The 20,135-nt window shown below is 47.4% G+C and carries 29 protein-coding genes; 23 read left to right on the top strand and 6 right to left on the bottom strand.

The genetic code is table 11. The features are described from left to right. Nucleotides 1–755: 755 nt before the first annotated feature. Nucleotides 756–1,175 (bottom strand): hypothetical protein, encoded by a 420-nt coding sequence (locus tag AWQ23_RS14910; protein ID WP_062436943.1) that lies wholly within the window; start codon nt 1,173–1,175, stop codon nt 756–758. A gap of 197 nt (nt 1,176–1,372) precedes the next feature. On the opposite strand from AWQ23_RS14910, the gene AWQ23_RS14905 reads away from it, so the two are divergent. The 10 genes from AWQ23_RS14905 (at nt 1,373) to AWQ23_RS14870 (ending at nt 5,163) form a co-directional block, all read left to right on the top strand. Continuing rightward, nucleotides 1,373–1,717 (top strand): hypothetical protein, encoded by a 345-nt coding sequence (locus AWQ23_RS14905; protein ID WP_062436941.1) that lies wholly within the window; start codon nt 1,373–1,375, stop codon nt 1,715–1,717. Nucleotides 1,718–1,731: 14 nt separating this feature from the next. Beyond that, nucleotides 1,732–1,929: a hypothetical protein gene (locus tag AWQ23_RS14900; protein ID WP_062436940.1), complete on the top strand. Its 198-nt coding sequence runs from the start codon at nt 1,732–1,734 to the stop codon at nt 1,927–1,929. A gap of 61 nt (nt 1,930–1,990) precedes the next feature. Then, nucleotides 1,991–2,545, top strand: a complete 555-nt coding sequence (locus tag AWQ23_RS14895) for an antirestriction protein ArdA (RefSeq protein WP_062436938.1) — start codon at nt 1,991–1,993, stop codon at nt 2,543–2,545. A 41-nt stretch (nt 2,546–2,586) separates the two neighbouring features. Continuing rightward, nucleotides 2,587–2,802: a hypothetical protein gene (locus AWQ23_RS16085; protein ID WP_198158737.1), complete on the top strand. Its 216-nt coding sequence runs from the start codon at nt 2,587–2,589 to the stop codon at nt 2,800–2,802. Between the two features lie 128 nt (nt 2,803–2,930). Next, nucleotides 2,931–3,440: a siphovirus Gp157 family protein gene (locus AWQ23_RS14890; RefSeq protein ID WP_062436936.1), complete on the top strand. Its 510-nt coding sequence runs from the start codon at nt 2,931–2,933 to the stop codon at nt 3,438–3,440. 34 nt (nt 3,441–3,474) lie between these two features. Continuing rightward, nucleotides 3,475–3,657 (top strand): hypothetical protein, encoded by a 183-nt coding sequence (locus AWQ23_RS16080; protein WP_198158736.1) that lies wholly within the window; start codon nt 3,475–3,477, stop codon nt 3,655–3,657. Between the two features lie 5 nt (nt 3,658–3,662). Further along, nucleotides 3,663–4,091, top strand: coding sequence for a DUF1071 domain-containing protein (locus tag AWQ23_RS14885; protein ID WP_062436934.1), 429 nt, complete (start codon nt 3,663–3,665; stop codon nt 4,089–4,091). A gap of 60 nt (nt 4,092–4,151) precedes the next feature. Continuing rightward, nucleotides 4,152–4,574, top strand: coding sequence for a hypothetical protein (locus tag AWQ23_RS14880; RefSeq protein ID WP_062436932.1), 423 nt, complete (start codon nt 4,152–4,154; stop codon nt 4,572–4,574). Between the two features lie 71 nt (nt 4,575–4,645). Continuing rightward, nucleotides 4,646–4,873 (top strand): hypothetical protein, encoded by a 228-nt coding sequence (locus AWQ23_RS14875; protein ID WP_062436930.1) that lies wholly within the window; start codon nt 4,646–4,648, stop codon nt 4,871–4,873. 59 nt (nt 4,874–4,932) lie between these two features. Beyond that, nucleotides 4,933–5,163 (top strand): hypothetical protein, encoded by a 231-nt coding sequence (locus AWQ23_RS14870; protein ID WP_138071136.1) that lies wholly within the window; start codon nt 4,933–4,935, stop codon nt 5,161–5,163. A gap of 134 nt (nt 5,164–5,297) precedes the next feature. Here AWQ23_RS14870 and AWQ23_RS14865 read toward each other — a convergent pair whose 3' ends face one another. Then, nucleotides 5,298–6,398 (bottom strand): IS4 family transposase, encoded by a 1,101-nt coding sequence (locus AWQ23_RS14865; protein ID WP_062433311.1) that lies wholly within the window; start codon nt 6,396–6,398, stop codon nt 5,298–5,300. Between the two features lie 142 nt (nt 6,399–6,540). Then, nucleotides 6,541–7,641, bottom strand: coding sequence for an IS4-like element ISSysp2 family transposase (locus AWQ23_RS14860; RefSeq protein WP_062432013.1), 1,101 nt, complete (start codon nt 7,639–7,641; stop codon nt 6,541–6,543). Nucleotides 7,642–7,860: 219 nt separating this feature from the next. Here AWQ23_RS14860 and AWQ23_RS14850 point away from each other — a divergent pair, with 219 nt between their 5' ends. The 3 genes from AWQ23_RS14850 to AWQ23_RS14845 all read left to right on the top strand — a co-directional run bounded on the left by AWQ23_RS14850 (nt 7,861) and on the right by AWQ23_RS14845 (nt 9,321). Then, nucleotides 7,861–8,673, top strand: a complete 813-nt coding sequence (locus AWQ23_RS14850) for a DNA cytosine methyltransferase (RefSeq protein WP_071884968.1) — start codon at nt 7,861–7,863, stop codon at nt 8,671–8,673. Next, a complete protein-coding gene (locus tag AWQ23_RS16075; protein WP_157072257.1) occupies nt 8,579–8,971 on the top strand; it encodes a hypothetical protein in 393 nt (130 codons plus the stop codon). The genes AWQ23_RS14850 and AWQ23_RS16075 overlap by 95 nt, the downstream gene beginning before the upstream one ends. An 89-nt stretch (nt 8,972–9,060) precedes the next feature. Next, on the top strand, nt 9,061–9,321 hold the full coding sequence (locus AWQ23_RS14845) for a hypothetical protein (RefSeq protein WP_062436922.1): 261 nt from the start codon (nt 9,061–9,063) through the stop codon (nt 9,319–9,321). Between the two features lie 29 nt (nt 9,322–9,350). Here the strand turns inward: AWQ23_RS14845 and AWQ23_RS15805 are convergent, their stop codons facing one another. Then, entirely contained in the window at nt 9,351–9,641 is a 291-nt protein-coding gene (locus AWQ23_RS15805; protein WP_071884967.1) for an HNH endonuclease, read from the bottom strand. A 401-nt stretch (nt 9,642–10,042) separates the two neighbouring features. Here AWQ23_RS15805 and AWQ23_RS14835 point away from each other — a divergent pair, with 401 nt between their 5' ends. From AWQ23_RS14835 to AWQ23_RS14825, 3 genes are all read left to right on the top strand, one after another. After that, nucleotides 10,043–10,792: a hypothetical protein gene (locus AWQ23_RS14835; protein ID WP_062436919.1), complete on the top strand. Its 750-nt coding sequence runs from the start codon at nt 10,043–10,045 to the stop codon at nt 10,790–10,792. 95 nt (nt 10,793–10,887) lie between these two features. Continuing rightward, entirely contained in the window at nt 10,888–11,592 is a 705-nt protein-coding gene (locus AWQ23_RS14830; RefSeq protein ID WP_232309015.1) for a hypothetical protein, read from the top strand. A gap of 104 nt (nt 11,593–11,696) precedes the next feature. Then, nucleotides 11,697–12,731, top strand: a complete 1,035-nt coding sequence (locus AWQ23_RS14825; protein WP_062436917.1) for a metal-dependent hydrolase — start codon at nt 11,697–11,699, stop codon at nt 12,729–12,731. Between the two features lie 348 nt (nt 12,732–13,079). On the opposite strand, the gene AWQ23_RS14820 is transcribed toward AWQ23_RS14825, so the two are convergent. Continuing rightward, nucleotides 13,080–14,096: a tetratricopeptide repeat protein gene (locus tag AWQ23_RS14820; protein WP_062436915.1), complete on the bottom strand. Its 1,017-nt coding sequence runs from the start codon at nt 14,094–14,096 to the stop codon at nt 13,080–13,082. 309 nt (nt 14,097–14,405) lie between these two features. Continuing rightward, nucleotides 14,406–15,125, bottom strand: coding sequence for a hypothetical protein (locus AWQ23_RS14815; RefSeq protein ID WP_062436913.1), 720 nt, complete (start codon nt 15,123–15,125; stop codon nt 14,406–14,408). Between the two features lie 585 nt (nt 15,126–15,710). On the opposite strand from AWQ23_RS14815, the gene AWQ23_RS14805 reads away from it, so the two are divergent. From AWQ23_RS14805 to AWQ23_RS14780, 7 genes are all read left to right on the top strand, one after another. Then, nucleotides 15,711–16,652, top strand: coding sequence for a hypothetical protein (locus AWQ23_RS14805; protein ID WP_083500758.1), 942 nt, complete (start codon nt 15,711–15,713; stop codon nt 16,650–16,652). Continuing rightward, complete coding sequence (locus AWQ23_RS14800; protein ID WP_232309014.1) at nt 16,582–17,133, top strand: hypothetical protein; 552 nt, start codon at nt 16,582–16,584, stop codon at nt 17,131–17,133. The genes AWQ23_RS14805 and AWQ23_RS14800 overlap by 71 nt, the downstream gene beginning before the upstream one ends. Before the next feature lie 355 nt (nt 17,134–17,488). Beyond that, a complete protein-coding gene (locus AWQ23_RS16070) occupies nt 17,489–17,869 on the top strand; it encodes a hypothetical protein (protein ID WP_157072256.1) in 381 nt (126 codons plus the stop codon). 60 nt (nt 17,870–17,929) lie between these two features. Then, the gene (locus AWQ23_RS16065) at nt 17,930–18,217 is read left to right on the top strand and encodes a hypothetical protein (RefSeq protein WP_157072255.1); all 288 of its coding nucleotides are present in this window, start codon (nt 17,930–17,932) and stop codon (nt 18,215–18,217) included. A gap of 76 nt (nt 18,218–18,293) precedes the next feature. Further along, a complete protein-coding gene (locus AWQ23_RS14790; protein ID WP_062436906.1) occupies nt 18,294–19,160 on the top strand; it encodes a DNA/RNA non-specific endonuclease in 867 nt (288 codons plus the stop codon). Between the two features lie 24 nt (nt 19,161–19,184). Next, the gene (locus tag AWQ23_RS14785; protein WP_062436904.1) at nt 19,185–19,601 is read left to right on the top strand and encodes a putative toxin-antitoxin system toxin component, PIN family; all 417 of its coding nucleotides are present in this window, start codon (nt 19,185–19,187) and stop codon (nt 19,599–19,601) included. Further along, nucleotides 19,602–19,829 carry a toxin-antitoxin system HicB family antitoxin gene (locus AWQ23_RS14780; protein WP_030008266.1) on the top strand — a complete coding sequence of 76 codons (228 nt, stop codon included), beginning with the start codon at nt 19,602–19,604 and terminating at the stop codon, nt 19,827–19,829. Nucleotides 19,830–20,135 lie beyond the last annotated feature (306 nt).

The following is a 20,135-nucleotide window of genomic DNA, read 5'->3' as shown; positions in this document are numbered from 1 at the left end:
TGATCCAAAGTTTTTAGAGTTCGATATCTCTAAGAATAAAAGCTGAACCTCAAAAAAGGAAAAAGTTTTACATCAATATCGACAATGATGGCGATCACCCCACATCCCTGGTTTAAGTTCGAGGGGACAGGAAATAAGGTGTCGTCCGCGCAAAGCGCCGATGACGGTTGTCTTTGATTATTCAAAAAGCCGCATACTGCCGCTTTACCTGTCCCCATTCAGGTTATTGCCTACCTTCCGCTCACTGCCCACCAAGTCTCATCCTGCTGTCCCAGAAAGTCCTGTTCCCGAAAGGTTACTTGCCGCCAACGTGACTGCTACTTTCTAAACCCCAATCCCCTACTGATGGGTATAGGCGGAGCGACAGGATAGAAATAAGGATGCCGCACGATTGCGGCGTAATTACGCTTCCTTAGCCGCGAAAAGGCATTTTAGCAACACCAGTCCGCCGGAGTCCGTTAGCCCGTGTCTTTTTACGTTGGCCTCCTACGTCGGCGATCTTCGGCTGTCGGGCAGTTTTTATACGTTGGGGCCTAAGCAAGCTACGTCCCTATCCCGGCGTTTGTGGCGTGCTTTTTTTGTTTCTTGGGCGGCACGTCGCTAGTAGAAAGAGAGAGGGGTGGGTTGGAGGGGGTAGGGGCGCGCGTAGCGTGTGCTTTTGCCCTTTTGTGTGTTGGTCGGCTGTTTTCGTGGTCGGGGGCTGTTTGTTTTTGCCGTAGCCCCCTGCCGCTCGTGGGCCTTGCGGCCCTGCGGGTTTAGATCAAAGTTAGCTGTCTTTGTTCTGCCCAGCTCGGCACTTGGCTACCGTCGAGAGGGTAGATTGTCACCCTTAGCCCTTTCTTTACGGCATAGGCGATCGTCCCCCAGGTTCCTGACCCATGGCCGCTGAAGGGTTTAGCCGGGGTGCAGCTTTCTGGACAGGGTTTATTCGGGAAGGCGATTAGCTCAGTGGCATCGTTTACCATGCGTTGACTGCGAGCGGCGAACTGCCATCTTTCTCGGCCTTCTACATGGTAGATGGTGAGGTCTGTTTTTCCTGCGTAGTGTTCTGCTACTAGGGCGTCTAGTCCTTTGGCATCTCCCACCCCGACCGCTGGAGGGTTTGCGGGGAGTAGGTTTAGCACTTGTTTTGTTTCTTGCGGTGTGAGTTTTCTAGGGCCGCTAAATGCGAGCATAGCTTGTTCTCTCTCTTTATTAGCTACCTCTATATTTTACCTTGTATACAAGGCTTATTAGTTTATTTTTATATTAGATTTTCTTATCTATTTTTTGTTTATTTTCCTTGTATACAAGGGTATAATGTAAGAACAGGCGAGGAGAGAACTGCAATTCTCAACCCCGCCCTAACAACCACAACTAGGAGAAGCTAGTTATGACTGCTTTAGATATTTTACGGCAGCTATCGGAGATGGCTGACCGGACGGCCTATAACACTACGATTGGCCGTTACCAGTTCGAGACTAGAGACGTAGAGCTTCCGGCAGGGGTTCGGGTTTGCTGGAATACCCGTTATCGTTTCAACTTTACTGCTGTTACCAGTTTTCATGGGGAAATTTGCGCCGAATCAGACATGGAGTTTTCCCAGCCCCTCACCAACGCAGACATCGAGAATGAATGGCGTGACCTTGCCTATGGTTGCAGCTATTTTGAGGCGCACAGCTTAGAGATTAAATATCCTTGCTGTGACCTGTTTCCTTCTGATTGGTTGCCTTACTAGGGGAGGGATTAGTGATGCTTTATTTCGTCCATGATTCCCAGGGCGGCCACTTAACCACTAGCCCCCATCCCGCTGACTTTGCCGAGCCTATTGTGATCATCCGACGCGGCGATCGCCCGGCCATTGTTGACCACGGCAAAGCAGTGATCGCCCTATTCAAACAACATCCCAAAAGCACGGCATTTATCCCCTTAGAGGATCTGCCCTTTTAGTTCATTGGGGGCATTGTCCCCCACCGCTTCAATTTTTCAAGAATTTTAGGAATTAAAAATCATGTCTACTCTGACCGATACCCCCCGGATCTATGTAGCTTGCCTTGCGGCCTACAACAACGGCTTCCTACATGGAGCTTGGATCGATGCTGACCAAGACGTAGATGACATCCAAGCAAAAGTACGGGCCATGCTCAAGACTTCCCCGGCTTGGCAACTTGGCGACATTTGCGAGGAATGGGCGATCCATGATTATGAAGGTTTTGGCGATATTCAGCTCAGCGAATGGGAAGATTTCGAGACGGTTGCTACTTTGGGAGAGGCGATCGCCGACCATGGCCCAGCTTTTACCCAGTATTACGCAACGTTCACCTATGGCGATTGTGTAGCGGATACTGTCGCCCAGTTCAAAGAAGACTATCGCGGCACTTGGAACAGTGAATCGATGTTTGTCGAGCAGTGCCTAGAAGACGACGGCACCCTAGACGCAGTAGAGGCCGCAGGCTTAAACCCCAGTTACATCGATCTAGAGGCGATCGCCCGTGACTGGTTTATTAACGATTATTTTTCGGCCCCTGCTCCGAATTATCAAGTCTTCGTTTATCACCGCAGTTAATCATAATCACCGTGGGGGACTCGTCCCCCCACCCTAACCCCATGAACAGAAAACGCCTGAACGACTTTAGATATTTCTGCCTAGAAATGCACCACCGATCCTACTGGCACGACAGCGCCCTTTATTGGGTCGGTCTAGCGAACCTCGCTACGCAATACCTACGCCCCAGCCCGATCGTCCGACTATATCCCGATCTTTTTATCAATCCAGAAGAAACCGCCCGATTAGTCGCAACCATGAAAACCTATGGATTTTAATCTCATGAATAACTACAACCGAGTAACCGACGAAGCCTATTTTATGGCGCACAAATAATCCCCCCAATAAACACAGCCCCCACCTTGGGGGCACTATCCCAAACATTTACTTTTCAGGAACTAAAATCATGAACACTTTATTTGAAATCACCACAGACATTCGCCTACTTGAAGAACTCCTAGAGAACGCCAACGACCAAGACCAAGAACAGACGATCCTTGATTTTCTCGCAGATTCCCAGACCAACCTGCAAGAGAAAGTAGACAACTATGTTGAACTGATCCAGGAATTACAAGCCCGTGCCACTGCCCGCAAAGAACGAGCCAAGCAGTTACAGGAGTTAGCCCGTAGTGATGAGAACAAAGCCCGTCGCCTCAAGACCCTACTGCAAACCCATCTCCAATCCCTTGAAATCAAACGCCTAGATACCCCTAGACACCGGATTACCCTTGCCAACAATGGCGGGAAAGCTCCCCTGATTCTACGGGAAGATCTCAATGTAGAAGCCTTACCTCAGCGGTTCCAGAAAATTGAACTTGACACCACTGCAATCCGTGAGGCCATTGAAGCAGGCGACGAGGAAGCCTTAGAAATTGCCCACCTTGGCCAACGAGGTCAGTCCATTCGTATTAAATAACGTGCCGTAAACTTAGCCCTCCTCAGTGGGGGGCATGACAAATCCCATGAACAAACCCAACGCTAAAGCCTTAGCCCAGGAACTTATCAAACTCCGCAACTACATCGAGCAGCACTATTCCCGCACCTGGAATGTAGAACAAGCCCTTGGTAAACCTGGCACCACCCGACTCTACAAACTTTTTGAACAAGCAGAAGAAATTCTATTGGAAGACTAAATACTATGACTACCACCACAACCCCTCAAACCCAACGCCCCAGCAGCATTGGCGAATGGACATTGAAGCAAACCATTGAGACTTTATCCCGACCTATCCCCGATGCCCTCCTAGGCATCAAAGATCGGAATATCACTTACTTACCCTGGCACAATGCCGTGAAGATTCTGGATAAATATTGCCCTGCCTGGACTTGGGAAATTGTGAAGATGGAAACCACAGGCGATCGCCTATTTTTGACCGGACGATTAACCCTCGCCGTTGCCGAGGGACGAGTCTATCGAGAAGCCACTGGCACCGAAACTCTCAAATTAGTCAAGCGCAGCGGAGAAGTGGTCGAGCATCCCTATGGCGATCCATCCAGTAATGCCGAGAGTATGGCTTTCCGACGAGCCTGTGCCAAGTTTGGCTTAGGACTATATCTCTACCAATAACGATAAAATTCGACCTGGGTAAGTCATCAAACTGCCTGTCCCCACTCACACAGGTAAAACATGGACACACATGAGCACAAGCAACTAGCGGATATCCTATCTGGCTATTTTGAAGCCCTCGACTTCTGCACTATCGATAACCCGGACTTCTGGGAAGATACCGACATCTCCCAGGAAGACTACCAAGGCTATGACTCTGCCATGAAGTTTGAAGCCACTACCCTATGCGAAAAGTTCTACAAAGATAATCATCCCCACTTGAAAACCCTAGATATAGAGCAATTACGCCGCATTGGTAATGATCTATATTTCACAATCCAAGGCCATGGCGTTGGCTTCTGGGAAAAAGACAGAGGCTATCCCCACGGTGATATTTTCGATGCCTGGATAAGGGTAAATTTCCCCAAGGGCAGAGATACAGAATATCTCTCCGATGATGGACATCTTTGCTCAACAGCAGGTGATGCCATCGAATATTTATGATCACCTTGCAAAAATCTGACTTGGGCACAACCTTTTGCTAAAGTGCCCAGTTTTCTCTTGATACAAACGATATGGATACGAACACAGCTAAAGCCCTTGGTTATGAGTTCACCCGCACCGCCCTCACTGAACTCAACCCAGACGATGACCCCACAGCATTTAAGCGGTTCATCCTTGGCCACCAAGCAACCCCCCAAATTCGTAACGCCCCACCCCCAATCAAACAAGCATTCAAAGAGGGCATTATCGAAGCGATGCTTGAAATCGCATTAGTAGAACATGAAAATATTCAAGAATGATATTATGTCCTTGTAGACTAGGCTTTTTGTGAATAAATATGCGCAATCCTCATCCCACAATGACTGAAAAGTTTTGGGAAGTCGCCGAACGTAAATTATCCGATCTCGATAAAAAAGAAAAGATGGCCTCAGTCAATTACTGCATTCGAGTGCCCCAGGATATTGCTGATGTCCTCACTCGCGAAGATGGGACTAAAAATACACCCTTGATGCGGCGTATCCTCGTTAAGGTAATTCGTGAGCATCCTGACCTTCTAGAAGAAATCAAACAGGAATTAGGCGACGTCTAATCCTCAGCTCTCAATTCATTTGTTAAGTCAGGTGTTTTCTAGGAACAGTGAAGTGCTGAACCTGATTGCTCTTGGTGTTGATTTTTGTATATTTGTCTATCTATAATACCTCCGTATCTTTTGTATACACCTATCTAAGTACAGGACAAAAATTGTATGGGGTGAAACCCTGACCCAAGTAGAGGTTGGGTAGAAACGGTAAAAAAGCGACGTAATAAGTCAAAACCATAGCGAAACAAACTCCGCGCTCGACGGCCATGGGCCTTGATAATGCGAATCGGCCTCTGACTATGTCGCCATAAACCCGCTTTCATCGCCCAGACAAACGCAATGGCCAACAGAGCCAGCAGCTTCGACAAACGTCTCTTATCGATAAAATGAGTCGATTCCAAGCAAAAGCCACGGGTTTTGAGGGCTCCAAACAGAGTCTCAATCCCCCAACGCCGACGGTAATCTGTTAAAGCATTTTGAGGCTCATGGGCCGTGATGATAATCAGAAAATCATCATCCGTTTGCTTCGATTTTTGTTTCGAGTCAAGACGAGTAGCGATGACATAGACCAGACGACCCCAGACCCACCGTTTTCCCGGCAGGATTCTTGTCTCACCCATGGCCAATGACCGAAATAAGTGAGCTCCCGCAATCGCTGGTTGTCCTTTACCTTTGCTAATCTTGTCGGTCTGACGGATGCGCAGACGAAAGGGAATGGGCTTATCCAGCATCAGGTATGACAGCCAGGGCTTACCAATAAACTCTCGGTCCCCTGTAAGATAGGCAATTTCCGCATCGGGGAATAAGATTTCAAAACGCTCGAACAAATCCATGCGCTCTGTACTGTTGCTGTTGCCCTTCTTCTTCTCCAGCATTGTCCACATCAGTGGATAACCGATGCCTTCATGGACAACACCCAGCATCAAGATATTGAAATCCGTTGTTCCGAATGACCAGTTGGTGCGGTCAATACTCAGGACCCAAGGTTGCGGGATAGCCGCGATATTCATCACCATCTGGGCGATTTTATCCAGGTTGACCTCAAAGGACTTGAAGAATCGCTGCATGCGCTTGTAATTGGACTCCTCAGTGGCGTCACCTCCCCAGACTGTGGCGAGTTCGGCGAGATTGACGGTTTTCGCCCGGAATAATGCTATCAGGAACATCGCAACGAAGGAGAGTCTGGCTCCATGCCATCCAATATGGGGTCGCAATTGGTCGCGAATTTCGCTAATCTGACTCATGAGGGTTTGCTTGGTTATCTTCTAATTCCTATCAAACCCTCTCCCTCTATCCTTTTCAAGTTTTTGTCCTGTACTGAGAACCTAACCATTCCAAACTGACTCGGATATGATGAAAGAAATTTCTTTAACTTGTAAGAATTATCTAAGTACAGGACAAAAGTTGTATGGGGTGAAACTCTGACCCAAGTAGAGATTGGGGAGAAGCGGTAAAAAAGCGACGCAATAAGTCAAAGCCATAGCGAAACAAACTCCGAGCTCGACGGCCATGGGCCTTGATGATACGAATCGGCTTTTGGATATGTCGCCATAAACCCGCTTTCATCGCCCAAACAAAGCCAATGGCCAACAGAGCCAGCAGCTTCGACAAACGCACCTTATCGGTAAAATGGGTCGATTCCAAGCAAAAGCCACGGGTCTTAAGAGCTCCAAACAGGGTTTCAATTCCCCAGCGACGACGGTAATCTGCTAAAGCATTTTGAGGGTCATGGGTGGTGATGATAATCAGAAACTCATCCTCATTTTTACTAGCTCTTCGTTTCGAGTCGAGACGAGTGCCCATGACATAGACCTGACGACCCCAGACCCACCGTTTTCCTGGCAGTATTCTTGTTTCGCCAATGGCTAAGGAGCGAAACAGATGTGACCCCGCGATGGCGGGTTGACCTTTGCCTTTACTTATTTTGTCGGTCTGACGTAGGCGCAGACGAAAGGGAATAGGCTTATCGAGCATCAGATACGATAACCAGGGCTTGCCGATAAACTCTCGGTCTCCCGTGAGATAGGCAATCTCGATATTGGGAAATAAGGTTTCAAAGCGTTCGAGCAAATCCATCCGCTCTGTACTATTGCTGTTGCCCCTCTTCTTTTTGAGCATCGTCCACATCAATGGATAGCCGATACCCTCATGGACGACGCACAGCATTAGGATGTTGAAGTCAGTTGTCCCCAATGACCAGTTGGTGCGGTCGATGCTTAAGACCCAAGGTTGCGGGATAGCCGCGATATTCATTACCATCCTGGCGATTTTGTCCATGTTGACGTCAAAGGACTGAAAGAATCGCTGCATGCGTTTGTAATTAGACTCTTCTGCTGCATTGCCTCCCCAGACGGTGGCGAGTTCGGCGAGATTGACGGTTTTAGCCCGGAACAGTGCCACCAGGAAGAGGGCGATAAATGACAGTCTGGCTCCATGCCATCCGAGATGAGGTCGCAATTGGCGGCGAATTTCGCTAATCTGATTCATGAGGGCTTGATTGATTTGTGCTTATTTCCATCAAACCCTCTCCCTCTATCCTTTTCAAGCTTTTTGTCCTGTACTGAGTACACCTATACATATTTTTACGGAGGTTCCCTTTTTTTCAGGGTGCATAGACATGGGTGAAGAAAGATTTGAGCAGTGGCTAAAATCCCTCCCACCAGAACCTGGGATACCATTGCTCGACTATCTGAACGATCTACAACAATGCTCAGACACTGCGAACTCTTCGGCGGCATTGGGGGCTTCTCCCACGCAATCGCCAAATATTATTCCGAAAGCATCAAAACCATGGACTACTGCGACATCGACGAACAGGCGCGCAGCTTCGCTGTCCCCGGAGGGAGCGCCGTTTACTCGGAATTCTTCCCCAAAGTCACCATTCACAAAGACATCCGCACCTACCACCCCCAACAAAAAGCATTCGACCTCATCACCTGCGGCTTCCCCTGCACCGGAACCTCCCATGCAGGCAGCAAAACTGGACTCCATCACCCCGAATCACAATTATGGCGCGAAGGACTGCGTATCCTCTGCCAAGTCCGGCCCCAATACTTCATCTGGGAACAACCTGTGGGCATTGCCACTAGAGGTTTACGAGCAATCCTTGGGGGATGCCGAATGGCTGGCTATCAAACAACAGGCTTTACAGTCGCCGCTAGTGAACTCGGCGCATCCCACCGACGGGAAAGAACATTTGTTATTGCCTACCTTGACGACGGGCAGCGGCACGAAGCGCAATGCTGGTCAGACGAAGTTAGAACAAAGGCTGAAGCAATTAAGCATTATTCCCCCTGGCTATCAATTCAGCCCCGAGGCGATGGCGATGTATATGGGTTTTCCATGGAATCTCTTCAGCTCAATCACCGGACAACGCTTTACCCAACTGCCTACCTCGTTCCCAGTGGCCTTAAAGGACGTAACGATGTCCGCAGACTTGCCGGAAAAACCGTTACCCCAGCCCAAGCGGCGATCGCCCTCCACTTCGTTGACTGGCACCAGCAACAAAAGGCGCGGTAGACCACGGGGCAGTAGCGGGAAAGCCTCTGGTTGTTTAGTCCCATTCACTGAAGCCCGCCGTGGTAAAACCTATCCCATCATCCAAGGGGAACGGGTACCCAAAGATATTGCCCTTGATTATCCCCATCACTACCGCTGGTTTTATCAATGGAGAGAGTGGCAGGAGAATCAGCAACGATGGTCAACGAGGTCGAAGCGCATCAAGTTTCCCCAGGTCACAGCGGTATATCAATTGATCCAAGCCAATCAAAATGTGGTTCGTATCTTGAACTTTATTGAGACAGGCAGACTTGAATAATCTGGTGTAAGACAAAAATTCCCGCCTCAATTGCCAAAGTCCGTCCGGTTCCGGATTTGGTGTAAGACAAAAAATAATCGTGCAGACAGATGAACAACAACGACATTCTCCAATCCCTAATCAACAACGACTCCAAAATCCCCCTTTCCCTAAGTGCCTTTGAGATATTCGTGCTCGTTGCCTATCTCCAGACAGCACAACACTGGATTCATGGTGAAAGTGGCCTCATGGTTCGGGGTCTTGTGGAGAAGCTGATCAATGCTGTTTCCCAATCGATTCCAGAAGCCGGGGCACTACTTGAGCAGGGAAATCAGCCCGGTCACGACATCACCAAGGAATATTTTGAGTAAAGGCTTTTTCAATGTCCCTCAGCCCGTCCCTATGAAATCAGTTCTAGTTGACCGATGGTAATGGAACCGCGTCTTCCCTGATGCTTGGCGCAGTGGCAGGCACTACAAAGGGCGATCAGGTTTTCGGGACGATTGTCTTCGGGTTTGTAATTCTGGTGGTGGACAGCGAGGCAATGTTTAGCGATCTCACTACGGCTCAGTCCTTTAGTTTTTTGCCCGGGTTCAATACACTTCAAACCGCATTCCTGGCATCGCCATCGGGCTGCTTGTTTCACTTTGAGAGCAATGTCAGGCCAGTTCTCAGGATACCGATTTTTCATCTCTCGTTCCTTCAGACTTGATGATTACCATCGTACTTTATGCTTCCTTTTGTACGGAAAATTACTGCGTGCTGATGAGGCATATTACCGGGCCTTTACTACTGCTTTTTTCTGAGGATTAAATATCTCTATCTTTTTTAGCACTCTCTCAAATGACAATGAGGCGATCTCCGCAATTCTCAACTAACCTTCTTTCGTCATTGGTCACCCCGGAAAGCAAATATTCCGCTGATAATTATTTTTCTAGTCACTATTAAATTTCCGGTCTGGTTAGGAGGGGATCAACGCTTTGGTTTCCGGTTATGCTTAAATATGGCCGGAATCAGCACCGGAATGTTTACCGGAAAGTCCACCGGATAATGCGGCCATATTATGGATCTATAGAAAATAAAAAAATTTTCATGTACGACCGGAATCAAGCCCAGCGGAAACTCGGTATCGGAAAGTCCCAATATTATGCCTATCTCAAGGCCACCGGAATCAAACCGGAACGTCGTGATGGCCGGACAACCATTACCCAGGCGGAACTGGAAACGTTATTGGCCTACAAGGAATCTCTAAACGCACCGTCGGAATCTACGCCGGAAACTACTAAAGATTTACTGGAATCCCAACCGGAATCTATGGCCCCAATGCCACCGGAAAAAGAAGATTCCACTTCTCTAAATTCGCTGGAAGCTCAACCGGAAAAGTCTGATGTAATTCCTCCACCTCTTCCAAATTCCGGTGCTATTCCAGACCATCAGCATGATGATATTCCAGTCACTTCTGATGAGGCTATTACTGATAGTCCGGTCGCCCAGGGTGGAGAACTTTCAACAGATTCCGGTGATGAGTTTCCGGTGCTCTATGAAGAGGGGATAATCTCTGAATTTCCGACCACCTCCATGGATAACCTCGACCTTTCCGATGAGTCCGATCTTGATGCTCTCATTCGCATTGCCCAGGCTAAGAAAGCAAAGCAAATCCTCCAGCCGGAATTGGTCATGGCCCACCTCGTCGAGCAAATGACCGAGGATGATCTACCGGAAGATTTACGCCGCAAGATTGAGCAGACCCGGAGGGCGATCCGTGACCCTTTAGCCAATCCCGCCGCGATCGCCAGCCAGATCCTTACCAAATATCGCAGCGGGTCAATCCAGAAAACTTAAGCCAGATTATTTCCATCATCCAGGAAGGCCACCATTGTCTTGTCCTGGGGGAAGCGGGCTTATTCGAGGGACTACCGGAGGCGATCGCCGCCGCGGTGGACATTGAACCCTGGGCGATTGTCGCCTACCAAGGCAGTACCAAAACCTTCCTCATGGAGCTGGCCAAACAATTTCGGGTGGACACCGTTGAACCCAAGTACAACAAGGATGGGGAGGTGATTGGCGATCGCCAGTTGACGGCGGATGAAATTAAGGAGAAGTTAGCCCAAGAAATTGAGAAGGGTAGCCTGCTGATTATCCCGGAAGCAAAGCGGCTACCTGCATCTATCCGTTATTGGCTAGAAACCCTCATGCGCATGGGTAAGGTGATTGTCGTGGCGATCGCCGTCGCAGTGATTAAGCGCGACATCTACCTACAGATGCTGGAGGTGGAATTAGAGCGGCCCTCTATTGAGGCGATCCGAGGTGTGATTCTGGAGGAGGCCGAGAGGAATAATCTAACCCTTAGTGACCACCAAATCGCCAAACTATTAACTGTTGCTGGCCGGAATCCTTTGTTAGCCCGTAAAGCAGTGCGGAACGAGAAGCTAGGTTTAAATCCAGAGCCGGAGCATAGTTTGTATCTCGACATTAGCCCAATCATCATCTCTGCTTTGATGGCCTTTTCCATCGTCCGGTTCATTGGTCTAGGCACTGGCGATCGCGGTCTCTATGTCATCGGCGGGATCGCCCTGGTGCTGGGGGTGATGCTGCGGCAGATCGGCAAAATCCGAGGCGCGAGGCGGAAGTATGGTCAATAAACTTCTCCCCTTGAGGGGAGCTAGAGGGGTGTTCTCCTCTCTGGGGAGATGCCGATAGGCAGAGGGGGTATTTTTTGTCTTACACCAAACTGGAGGAATGAACCATGATGAGTGTAACCCATGCCATTATTGGCGTTTGTGGCACTACCCTACTGTTGCAAACCGCTGACCCAGTGGTGCTAGGCTTAGCGATTATTGGCTCACAAATTCCTGACCTCGATAGCTCCCATAGCCTGGTGGGTCAGGTCTTTTTTCCTGTCAGTCATTGGCTTGAAGACCGTTACCCCCACCGCACCGTCACCCACTGCCTTCTGTTTAATGCCGTCCTCAGTGCGATCGCCGGAGCACTCTGGTATTTCCTCGGTATCCCGACCCCCTGGGCGATCGCCTTACCCTTGGGTCACTTTTTAGCTATTTTTAGTGACACCTTCACCAAACAGGGCGTACAGTTGTTTTATCCTCTCCAAGCCTGGTGTGTATGCGGGATGAATCCCAAGCGGCGCATGAAGACCGGGGGCAAGGCTGAATACTGGGTGCTGGGGATCGCTGTCTTAATTCTGTTCCTCAACCTGAATCTATTGAGTAATGGCGGTTTTCGGGATGTTGCCAGCCGCACCCTCAATCTACGAGACCACAGCATCAAAGCCTACAATGCCAATGCTGCCCAGTACGCGACCTGGCTCCATGTGGAAGGGGTTTGGGCCAGTGACCGTAAACCCGTCAATCAAACATTTTTCATCGTGGCCGAGGATAATGGCTATCTGGTTACTGATGGTCAGGGCGTTTATAAGGTGGCTGAGAATGGCGATATTATTCCCACCCTTGTGCGCCTAGATATTCGTAATGAGCAAACGACCGAAACCTTTACCCAGGGTTTTAATGATGAGCCGTTAGGGGAAACCTTGGAGGCGATCGCCCAGCGTTATTCCAACAGTCTTGTTCTGGTTTCTGGCAGCGTCACCATTGATTTCCCTGATGAACTGCCCAGTTCCTTACCATCAGAAGTTCAGGTCTATGGGACTAGGATTAACCTAACCTATGCTGACCTGAATCAGGCGATTTCAATTTTCCAAGACCAGTGGGCGATCGGTCAGCTCAATTTCAAAGCTTTTTCTCCAGCACCCACTTTTCTGTCCTAAAAAAGATGAGTGGTAGTCTTAAAAGAGTAAGGAGAAAAGCTATATTGTCCCGGTTGCAAGGTTACGTCAACTGGAAATATAAATCCGTGCCTCAAGAAATTCAAAGCACATCAAACAAAGGCAAATTGACGATTCAATGTGATGAGATGTAGTCATTTGTGGAAAATAAAAGCAATAAGCAATGGGTTTGGTTAGCGATGGATGTGAGTACCCGCGAGATTATCGGTGTGTATATTGGTGAATGCTCAGAGAAAAAAGCAAGAAAATCACGTTGGAGCGATTTGGTTTTTCATCCATCACTACAATACATCCTTGTTTCTTTAGAACTACCTATTTTTCTTTCTCCTTTCATTCAGATTTTTGTATTTTTTTAATCTCACTAATACGATTTAATGAATCTTGAAAATCAGAAATTTTACCTTGTTGCTTATAGAAATTAGCGGCTTCATCATAATCATTTAAAGCTTGTTGATAATATTCAAGGTGAAGGTAGGTATAAGCACGGTTAAAATAAGCGTCTGCATCGTTACTTTTTAATTCAATCGCCTTATTTAAATTTTGAATGGCATTCTGATAATCTCCTATCATAGAAAGAGCAGCTCCTAGATTAAGATATGCATTGTTTGAACTAGGATTGAGTATTATTGCCTTCTCAAAATCATGGATTGCATGGCTTATTTTTCCATAATTGAAAAATGTCATTCCTCTCTCAATATATGTATCAGAATCTCCGGGATTTATATCGATAGAGATATTGAAGTTTTCAAGAGCTTTTTCATATTTTTTTTCTATTTTAGAATAATAAACACCTCGATTATGGTAGGCAAGAGCATGATAAGGATTGAGAAAATTTGCAAGATTAAATTTTTCCATTGCTGCATTAAAATTTCCTAGATTATACTGGTAGCAACCTTGATCAGAACAAATATCAGCTTCTCGATTACTGGGCTGAATTTTCTTAAGTTTTGCCCATGCTTGTTCAAACATAGGTATATTTTTTTCTTCTAAATAAAGCTTAGTTTGGCGCTGTAAATTTTGAATGGTAAGGTATTTTTCAGAAACTTCTTTTTGAAAAACTAGCTTATCAAAAACCAGCGAAAATTTTAGGGTTGATTCATGCTCTATTCTATAAGCAATCTGTTCTGTGGAGTCATATTGCCACCCCGGTATATAGCCCTCTAGCAATGCTCTGCTTGCTCTAATTTTGCCATCTTTTCCTAAAGATGCAATGCCAATGTCACATATATGTTTCTCAATATGATCTGCAATAGTAAATGATTTTTTTTGCATTTCAATGCTTTTAATATAGCTTAAACCTTTCTTGGATTTTTTTTGTTTTTTCTTATTCTTTGCTTTATGTTTCATTGAAATTAACTTCTTATTTAATATTTTGACGGCAGGCTTTATGAGATTTTTCTATCATTCAGTGACCAAACTATGTACACTTTTGCATGAAGATCGCCCAGTGACTTAAACTACCAACAATAAATTTTACTTGCATGGGTTTTAATCATATTTTGCTCGGAGTCCTGTAAGGTACGGAAAAACGAGCGGAAATTAAGGTGCATTTTTAGCATATAGTTTAATAGCATATATGAGCAAAACATAGTGTATATCCAATTAAAGGAATCAACAAAATAGTGCATTATATTTCATTAGTTTACTCTACAAGATTTACTGATCTGGTTTTACAATTTGCATCTTAAATACTGGAGAACTCTTAATTACTTTGCCGCTTGAATTTCTAAACCTAGCGGTATTGAGAGGTCTCCCTAAAGTCTTCAAATATGATTCGTTTTCTTCCCCAGCAGCTAGAGACTGCATTTGATCATAATGATATGACAAATTAGGATCAGAATGATACTGTTTTCCATTGTGCATCTTTGGATATAGAAATGCGCAAATTTTTATGCATGAAAAAGCCATGCGATATTCCCTGAATAAACACAAAAGTTTTGCAAGTCCGTACCACAGCATGAACCAAGTCTGGTTCATGTCAAATACTTGATTATAGTACTTAAATGCTTGATTCAGGTCTCCATTTCTTTTCGACATGATAGATTTGTCAACTAGACTCAATAAGTCACTGGGAATTTTAGTTAAATCAGATATTGACTTGACTTTATTAAGAATATAGCTGGCAGACTCTTCTTCATTATCAACAGCATTTTCAATAAATTGCCAGAGTGTGCTTTCTTGAACTGATTTATATTTATGATGCTTTGGAAGTTCTTTCTCAAAAGCACCTCCTTGATTCAGATAGAAGTCGAGATTTTTAAAGTATTCCGCTCTGTCGCCGTAACAGGCATAATTCTCTTCTTGCCAGGTATTACTAACTGGTTTGGGTTTTCCGTAATTAGGATCTAACTTCTTACGTCGTCTTGCTTCTCCCATAACTTATCTCCTAAAGTTTTTACATCTTAGTTTAGTCAACTCTACCAGAATCTTACCGCAGACTTTCCCTACAGAATGGCGATTAGGAGGTAGACAGATCATTGACAGGCTCCTTAATATCATCCAGCCCAATCCGTAGTCGTTTCCTAATGACCGCCGCTGCTTTTTCCATGCTTTTTAGCGTTACTGAGGTATTTTCAGGATCAAGCAATCTTTGCAAATAAGAACAGCTCAAGCCTTGTCGCTCAGTTGCCAAGCCAATACCCGCTTGAGAGCTAAAGCGTTAACCTCAGCCAAAATCCCGTCTTCTTTTAACAGGCCATCCAATGAAGAACCAATATGCTGATTGTCTATCATCTTATTGTCTCCAGATTACCCACATCGACCATTGCCTCTTTTTTAGTACACTCTGCAACCAATTATCCTCCCTTGGGGGAGGTGGCTGAGAGCCGGAGAGGGTATTTTTTGTCTTACACCAAACCAACGCACCCTTAGAGAATCGTGAATTTCCCTTGAATTTCACCGTAAATTGGCATAAGAGAGAGTTAGGTCGCTGTTTTGTGATTTTTTGTCTTACACCAGAAAATGATGCTGAATTTTGCCGCACACAAACTAAAGCCCAGTGAACCCATCCGCTACCTGTTTTCAGTGATGGTGATCTTTATGAGTTTCGGTGCCTTTCTCCTCCCCCTTGGTTCCATCGCCCAACAGCAACAGGATGACGAGCTGGAGGTAACTGAAGAAATCGCCAACAGTCCTAGCCGCTATACGTTCAAGGTCAAACTCACTGAACTGGACGACCTCAAGGTGAAAGAAGGAGATACCGTGGAAATTAATCAGGTCATTGCCGATCGCCCCCAGGATCGAGATCGCCTTCTGGTGGAAAAACAGCGATTACAATTGGCGATCGCCCGCCTCGAAACCCTTAAAGTCACCCCACCCTTAGCCCCCCGTGCTGTTCCAATGACCCCGGAACTACCTCCGGTGAGTTACGAAACCCACAAGGTCAATATCGCTCAGGCCACTACCAAATTAGAATTAGCCAAATTAGCTGTTGCCGACCAGAAATCCCTCATTGAAGAAATTGCCCAGCTCAATGAGCCACTGCTAGTCACCCACGAGAAAGCCAAACTCGAAACCCTTAAGATTGACCAACAGACCGCCGAATTAGAACTCAACAAGGTGATCGCCGCCCTCAAGGATGCCCAGGCCCAGCGGCAGCATCAGGAATATCTTTCCTCCCTGGCGATCACCGAACGCATCGAAAGAGCCAATGCCAACGCCCTTGCCTACCAGCAGCAATTACAGGAGTTCGAGAACCAACAGCGCAGCCGTGCCTACCAACTCAGTGACCTCAATACCAAACTCGCCGATGTGGAAAGTCGCCTTGCTCAAGTCTCTACCGTCCGTAGCCCTTACCCTGGTACTGTGCGCCGCATCAGGTGGTTGGAGCAGAGTGAAGGCACAATCAACGCCGAAATTACCCTACGACTTGGCGGCCCTGACCCAGTGCCAGGTCGAGGATGACCCCGATTTACAACTGATTGCCCAGGCTAAAAATGTTGAAGTAGCTCGTTTAGAGAATCTTGAAGCCTCAGCCGATTACCAACGCGATCGCCGCTGGACTACTTGGTTAAACCCTAATCCCATCAGTATCATTCAAAATCTTTTTGGTGGTGGCGACCGCCAACGGGCCGAGTTACAAATCCGCACTACCGAAGCCCAGGCCGATGCCAGTCGCCTCAATCTAGTGGAAGCCGATATCAGGACTGAGATGAGAAGACAGGCGATCGCCGACCAAATCCAAGCCGACCTTGATCAACTGGCCGACCTAGAAGCAGAATTAATGGCCGAGCAAAAACGCCTTCAACTTTTTGAAATCTACTTCCAGCGTGGTCAGGGCAGCCCTGCCGAATATCTCAACTTTCAGAATCTTTTGGCCCAGCTAACCGCAGAAAAAGAGAACCTAACCGCAAAAATTAACAATATTTGCGAAGATGAACAGTAGAACAAAAACACTGACAGACTTCCTTGGGTATCTAACAGCCCAAGGATTTTTCATTTTTTCCCTAGTCCTTAAAATATCGTGCGCTATGCGCAATTTATAAGCCCATCGCTCTACGCCGCGAAGGCACGTGCCCCCTTGGGGGCTTTATGCTGGCGAACTTGAATATTCCCAAAAAGTTCACTGCCTCGCCACAGGTTATTGAGGCCACACAGGTTTTCTATTTTCCCCGCCAAATACCCGCTACAAAGCCTATACCGAGCTGCGGCGCTGATATTGATTTCGGTCTGGCCCAATGCGCGACTTCCAGAGGCACCGTTACTGGTGATTTGACAAGGTTACTTTCCGCGCGGCCAGGGTGCATTTTCCTCGCGCACTCCGGGCTTTCCGCTGGTCGTCACTGAATTGCCACAGGTTACTGAGCGGGGCTGAAAAACCCTTGCGGTGTGGCCGCATTGTTGTTTTTTTGGGGGTTTTGCCCGTGTTTTTGCTCTGTTGGTTTCTCGTTTCTGTCTTGTTTCTTGTTGTCTTTGGCCGTTCTGGTTCTGCTGGCTCGGCTCCTGCTGTTTCTCGTTCGGTGCCCGTGGTTGTTTCTGGGCCTGCTTGTTCCCTGGCCGTCCGTGCCGCCGTCGTCCCTTCGTCTTGCTGTCTGCTGCTTTCTCGTTCTGGTCGCCCGCTTTCTGGTGGGGCGTTGTCGGCCCGGGTCGGTCGGCTCCGTCGCTCCGGTGTTCTTGTCTAGTTTTTTCCTGGGGGTTCGCCCCCTTTTGTTTTTTATCCTTTCGTTGCTGAGGTTTTTGCCGTGATTCGTCGTTCTTTTTCTGTCGGTCGTTCTGGTTCCCGTGCTCTGGTTCCGTTCCGCCGTGTTTCTGGCCTTGCCTTGTCCTGTGGTTGTGTCGGTTGGTCGGTGCGGGGTTCGTCTCGGTCATTCTCTGGTTCGGTGGTCTGGGCTGAGTTCGCTTCCCCTGGTGCTGCGGCTCGGTTCGGGTTCCGGGCTTCCCGCTTGGTGGGTGTTCCGGTCTGGGTGCGTCCCGGGGTCTGCTCTGTCTCTGGGCTGGTCTGGGTCGTTTCGGTTCCTGTTTCTCGCTAGTTGTTCTGCTGGGGGCTTCGCCCCCTTTTTTTGGCAGTCTCCCTAGATAATGGAGAGAGTCAATATTACAGCATCCATGAGAGACATCAAGTGGGCGATCGCCTTAGCCAAATCAATCATCAAGCATCCCATCCGAGCTATCCCTTTATTGATTGGCATCGGCCTAGTCTTTTTTGGCGCACAAAATTACGCCCCCCCCACGGAACCCAATGAGGCGCAAAACTCTACTCCAACTCAATCCCAACCGACAGACTCCCAGGGTGCAGCTCCCCCCCAAGCGGCGATTGCCAGCAATAACCCTTGCCCCATCCATCTCCCCAACGGCTTACCTACTGGAACACCAGCCACTAATGACCTAGTGGTGAGAGATATCTACTGCCTCAGTTCCAACGACAATACTAAATTCGCTGATTGGGTTGCTTTCCGTTTAGACCGAGCCACCATCACTGGCAGTTCTGACCAAGACCGCGAATGGGAAGCTGATCCGGCGATCGCCCGTGACCAGACCTTGGAACCCGAAGACTTCCGAGGTGCTTATAAATGGGGTAATTATGACCGGGGTCATCTGGCTCCCCTCGCCTCATTCCGAGGGAAGAACTGGCAACAGGTGAACTACCTATCAAACATTACTCCCCAGAAGGCTGCCTTGAACCGGGGTGCTTGGAAGAAGTTAGAGGATTATGAACGGGATCTCGTCCGACAGCATGGCGAGGTTCATGTGATTGTCGGCACTGCCTATGATAATCAGCCTCTCAGCCTGATCAATGCCGACGAACCGAATGATATTCCTGATTATTTCTGGCGGATCATCCAATATGACGGGAAACTCGAAGCCTATCTCTTTCCCCAGGACACTCCATCCGGCACTGACTTTCGCCTGGGTAAAACCACTGTCCATGAAGTAGAGCAGTGGAGTGGCTTAAATTTTGGCTTACAAAAATGATGGCATATATGCTATCTTTTGAGTATGGCTACCCGTATTGTTGTCGATACTAATGTCTTTGTCAGTGCTCTAATCAGTGCATCTGGAGATAGTCGAAAGATTCTCCGGTTTTGTCTCCAGGGAAAATATCAGCCTTTAATGGGCAATACACTTTTCACTGAGTATGAGTCTCTCCTCAATCGGGCAGACATCATGGATAAATCTCCCTTAAATCAGCAAGAGATTCAGGCATTGCTGGCAGCCTTTATCAGAATATGCGAGTGGATATCTGTTTATTATCTCTGGCGACCCAATCTAAAGGACGAAGGAGATAATCACTTGATTGAATTGGCGATTGCCGGAGACGCAGCAATAATTGTGACGAACAATACCAAAGACTTCCAAGGTGCAGAATTAATCTTTCCCCATTTATCCATCCTCAAACCCGTGGAGCTACTCTGAATGGCAACTCTGACAATTCGCTTACCCGATGATAAACACTTACGCCTCAAGCAACTTGCAAAAAGCCGAGGGATAAGTCTGAACAAGCTCATGGAGGAATTTTCTAATATTGCCCTCGCGGAGTTTGATGCCTATACTCGCTTCAAAACCATGGCGGTTATGGGAGATCCTCAAGTCGGCCTAGCTCTGTTGGATCAACTTGATCAGCATTTTGCCACTGAAGACTGAAAAAACTAACATATCCCTTTTCGTACAACTGAGTAGGCAATTCCCCCTGGATATAGTAAAAATCGATGTGCCAAGGCGAGAAATTTATAGTAATTTTATTATTAACACTAAAACTCGTAGAAATTACGGGTGAATATCTCCAAAAGGGAATAAAAAACCATGCCTAAGCTGCCGAGGCAGCAAAAAACCCCTCAATCATCCGCCGTCGCCAAACATTGGAATGATAAGAAGGGCTTTTTGACTGTTATTCATTTGCCCCATCTCTGGGGACTTACCGCTCAATTATTAAAACTGAATCAGCGGGGG

Source organism: Picosynechococcus sp. PCC 73109, from assembly GCF_001521855.1.
Classification (GTDB): domain Bacteria; phylum Cyanobacteriota; class Cyanobacteriia; order Cyanobacteriales; family MRBY01; genus MRBY01.
Note: the sequence above shows the minus strand (reverse complement) of the source record. Positions and strands in the feature narration are given on the sequence as shown.

What these genes read in the sequence shown, in the direction of transcription:
- AWQ23_RS14910 (WP_062436943.1), bottom strand. Translation starts at nt 1,175, where the DNA reads ATGCTCGCATTTAGCGGCCCTAGAAAACTCACACCGCAAGAAACAAAA.
- AWQ23_RS14905 (WP_062436941.1), top strand. Translation starts at nt 1,373, where the DNA reads ATGACTGCTTTAGATATTTTACGGCAGCTATCGGAGATGGCTGACCGG.
- AWQ23_RS14900 (WP_062436940.1), top strand. Translation starts at nt 1,732, where the DNA reads ATGCTTTATTTCGTCCATGATTCCCAGGGCGGCCACTTAACCACTAGC.
- AWQ23_RS14895 (WP_062436938.1), top strand. Translation starts at nt 1,991, where the DNA reads ATGTCTACTCTGACCGATACCCCCCGGATCTATGTAGCTTGCCTTGCG.
- AWQ23_RS16085 (WP_198158737.1), top strand. Translation starts at nt 2,587, where the DNA reads ATGAACAGAAAACGCCTGAACGACTTTAGATATTTCTGCCTAGAAATG.
- AWQ23_RS14890 (WP_062436936.1), top strand. Translation starts at nt 2,931, where the DNA reads ATGAACACTTTATTTGAAATCACCACAGACATTCGCCTACTTGAAGAA.
- AWQ23_RS16080 (WP_198158736.1), top strand. Translation starts at nt 3,475, where the DNA reads ATGACAAATCCCATGAACAAACCCAACGCTAAAGCCTTAGCCCAGGAA.
- AWQ23_RS14885 (WP_062436934.1), top strand. Translation starts at nt 3,663, where the DNA reads ATGACTACCACCACAACCCCTCAAACCCAACGCCCCAGCAGCATTGGC.
- AWQ23_RS14880 (WP_062436932.1), top strand. Translation starts at nt 4,152, where the DNA reads ATGGACACACATGAGCACAAGCAACTAGCGGATATCCTATCTGGCTAT.
- AWQ23_RS14875 (WP_062436930.1), top strand. Translation starts at nt 4,646, where the DNA reads ATGGATACGAACACAGCTAAAGCCCTTGGTTATGAGTTCACCCGCACC.
- AWQ23_RS14870 (WP_138071136.1), top strand. Translation starts at nt 4,933, where the DNA reads ATGACTGAAAAGTTTTGGGAAGTCGCCGAACGTAAATTATCCGATCTC.
- AWQ23_RS14865 (WP_062433311.1), bottom strand. Translation starts at nt 6,398, where the DNA reads ATGAGTCAGATTAGCGAAATTCGCGACCAATTGCGACCCCATATTGGA.
- AWQ23_RS14860 (WP_062432013.1), bottom strand. Translation starts at nt 7,641, where the DNA reads ATGAATCAGATTAGCGAAATTCGCCGCCAATTGCGACCTCATCTCGGA.
- AWQ23_RS14850 (WP_071884968.1), top strand. Translation starts at nt 7,861, where the DNA reads ATGCTCAGACACTGCGAACTCTTCGGCGGCATTGGGGGCTTCTCCCAC.
- AWQ23_RS16075 (WP_157072257.1), top strand. Translation starts at nt 8,579, where the DNA reads ATGTCCGCAGACTTGCCGGAAAAACCGTTACCCCAGCCCAAGCGGCGA.
- AWQ23_RS14845 (WP_062436922.1), top strand. Translation starts at nt 9,061, where the DNA reads ATGAACAACAACGACATTCTCCAATCCCTAATCAACAACGACTCCAAA.
- AWQ23_RS15805 (WP_071884967.1), bottom strand. Translation starts at nt 9,641, where the DNA reads ATGAAAAATCGGTATCCTGAGAACTGGCCTGACATTGCTCTCAAAGTG.
- AWQ23_RS14835 (WP_062436919.1), top strand. Translation starts at nt 10,043, where the DNA reads ATGTACGACCGGAATCAAGCCCAGCGGAAACTCGGTATCGGAAAGTCC.
- AWQ23_RS14825 (WP_062436917.1), top strand. Translation starts at nt 11,697, where the DNA reads ATGATGAGTGTAACCCATGCCATTATTGGCGTTTGTGGCACTACCCTA.
- AWQ23_RS14820 (WP_062436915.1), bottom strand. Translation starts at nt 14,096, where the DNA reads ATGAAACATAAAGCAAAGAATAAGAAAAAACAAAAAAAATCCAAGAAA.
- AWQ23_RS14815 (WP_062436913.1), bottom strand. Translation starts at nt 15,125, where the DNA reads ATGGGAGAAGCAAGACGACGTAAGAAGTTAGATCCTAATTACGGAAAA.
- AWQ23_RS14805 (WP_083500758.1), top strand. Translation starts at nt 15,711, where the DNA reads ATGATGCTGAATTTTGCCGCACACAAACTAAAGCCCAGTGAACCCATC.
- AWQ23_RS14790 (WP_062436906.1), top strand. Translation starts at nt 18,294, where the DNA reads ATGAGAGACATCAAGTGGGCGATCGCCTTAGCCAAATCAATCATCAAG.
- AWQ23_RS14785 (WP_062436904.1), top strand. Translation starts at nt 19,185, where the DNA reads ATGGCTACCCGTATTGTTGTCGATACTAATGTCTTTGTCAGTGCTCTA.
- AWQ23_RS14780 (WP_030008266.1), top strand. Translation starts at nt 19,602, where the DNA reads ATGGCAACTCTGACAATTCGCTTACCCGATGATAAACACTTACGCCTC.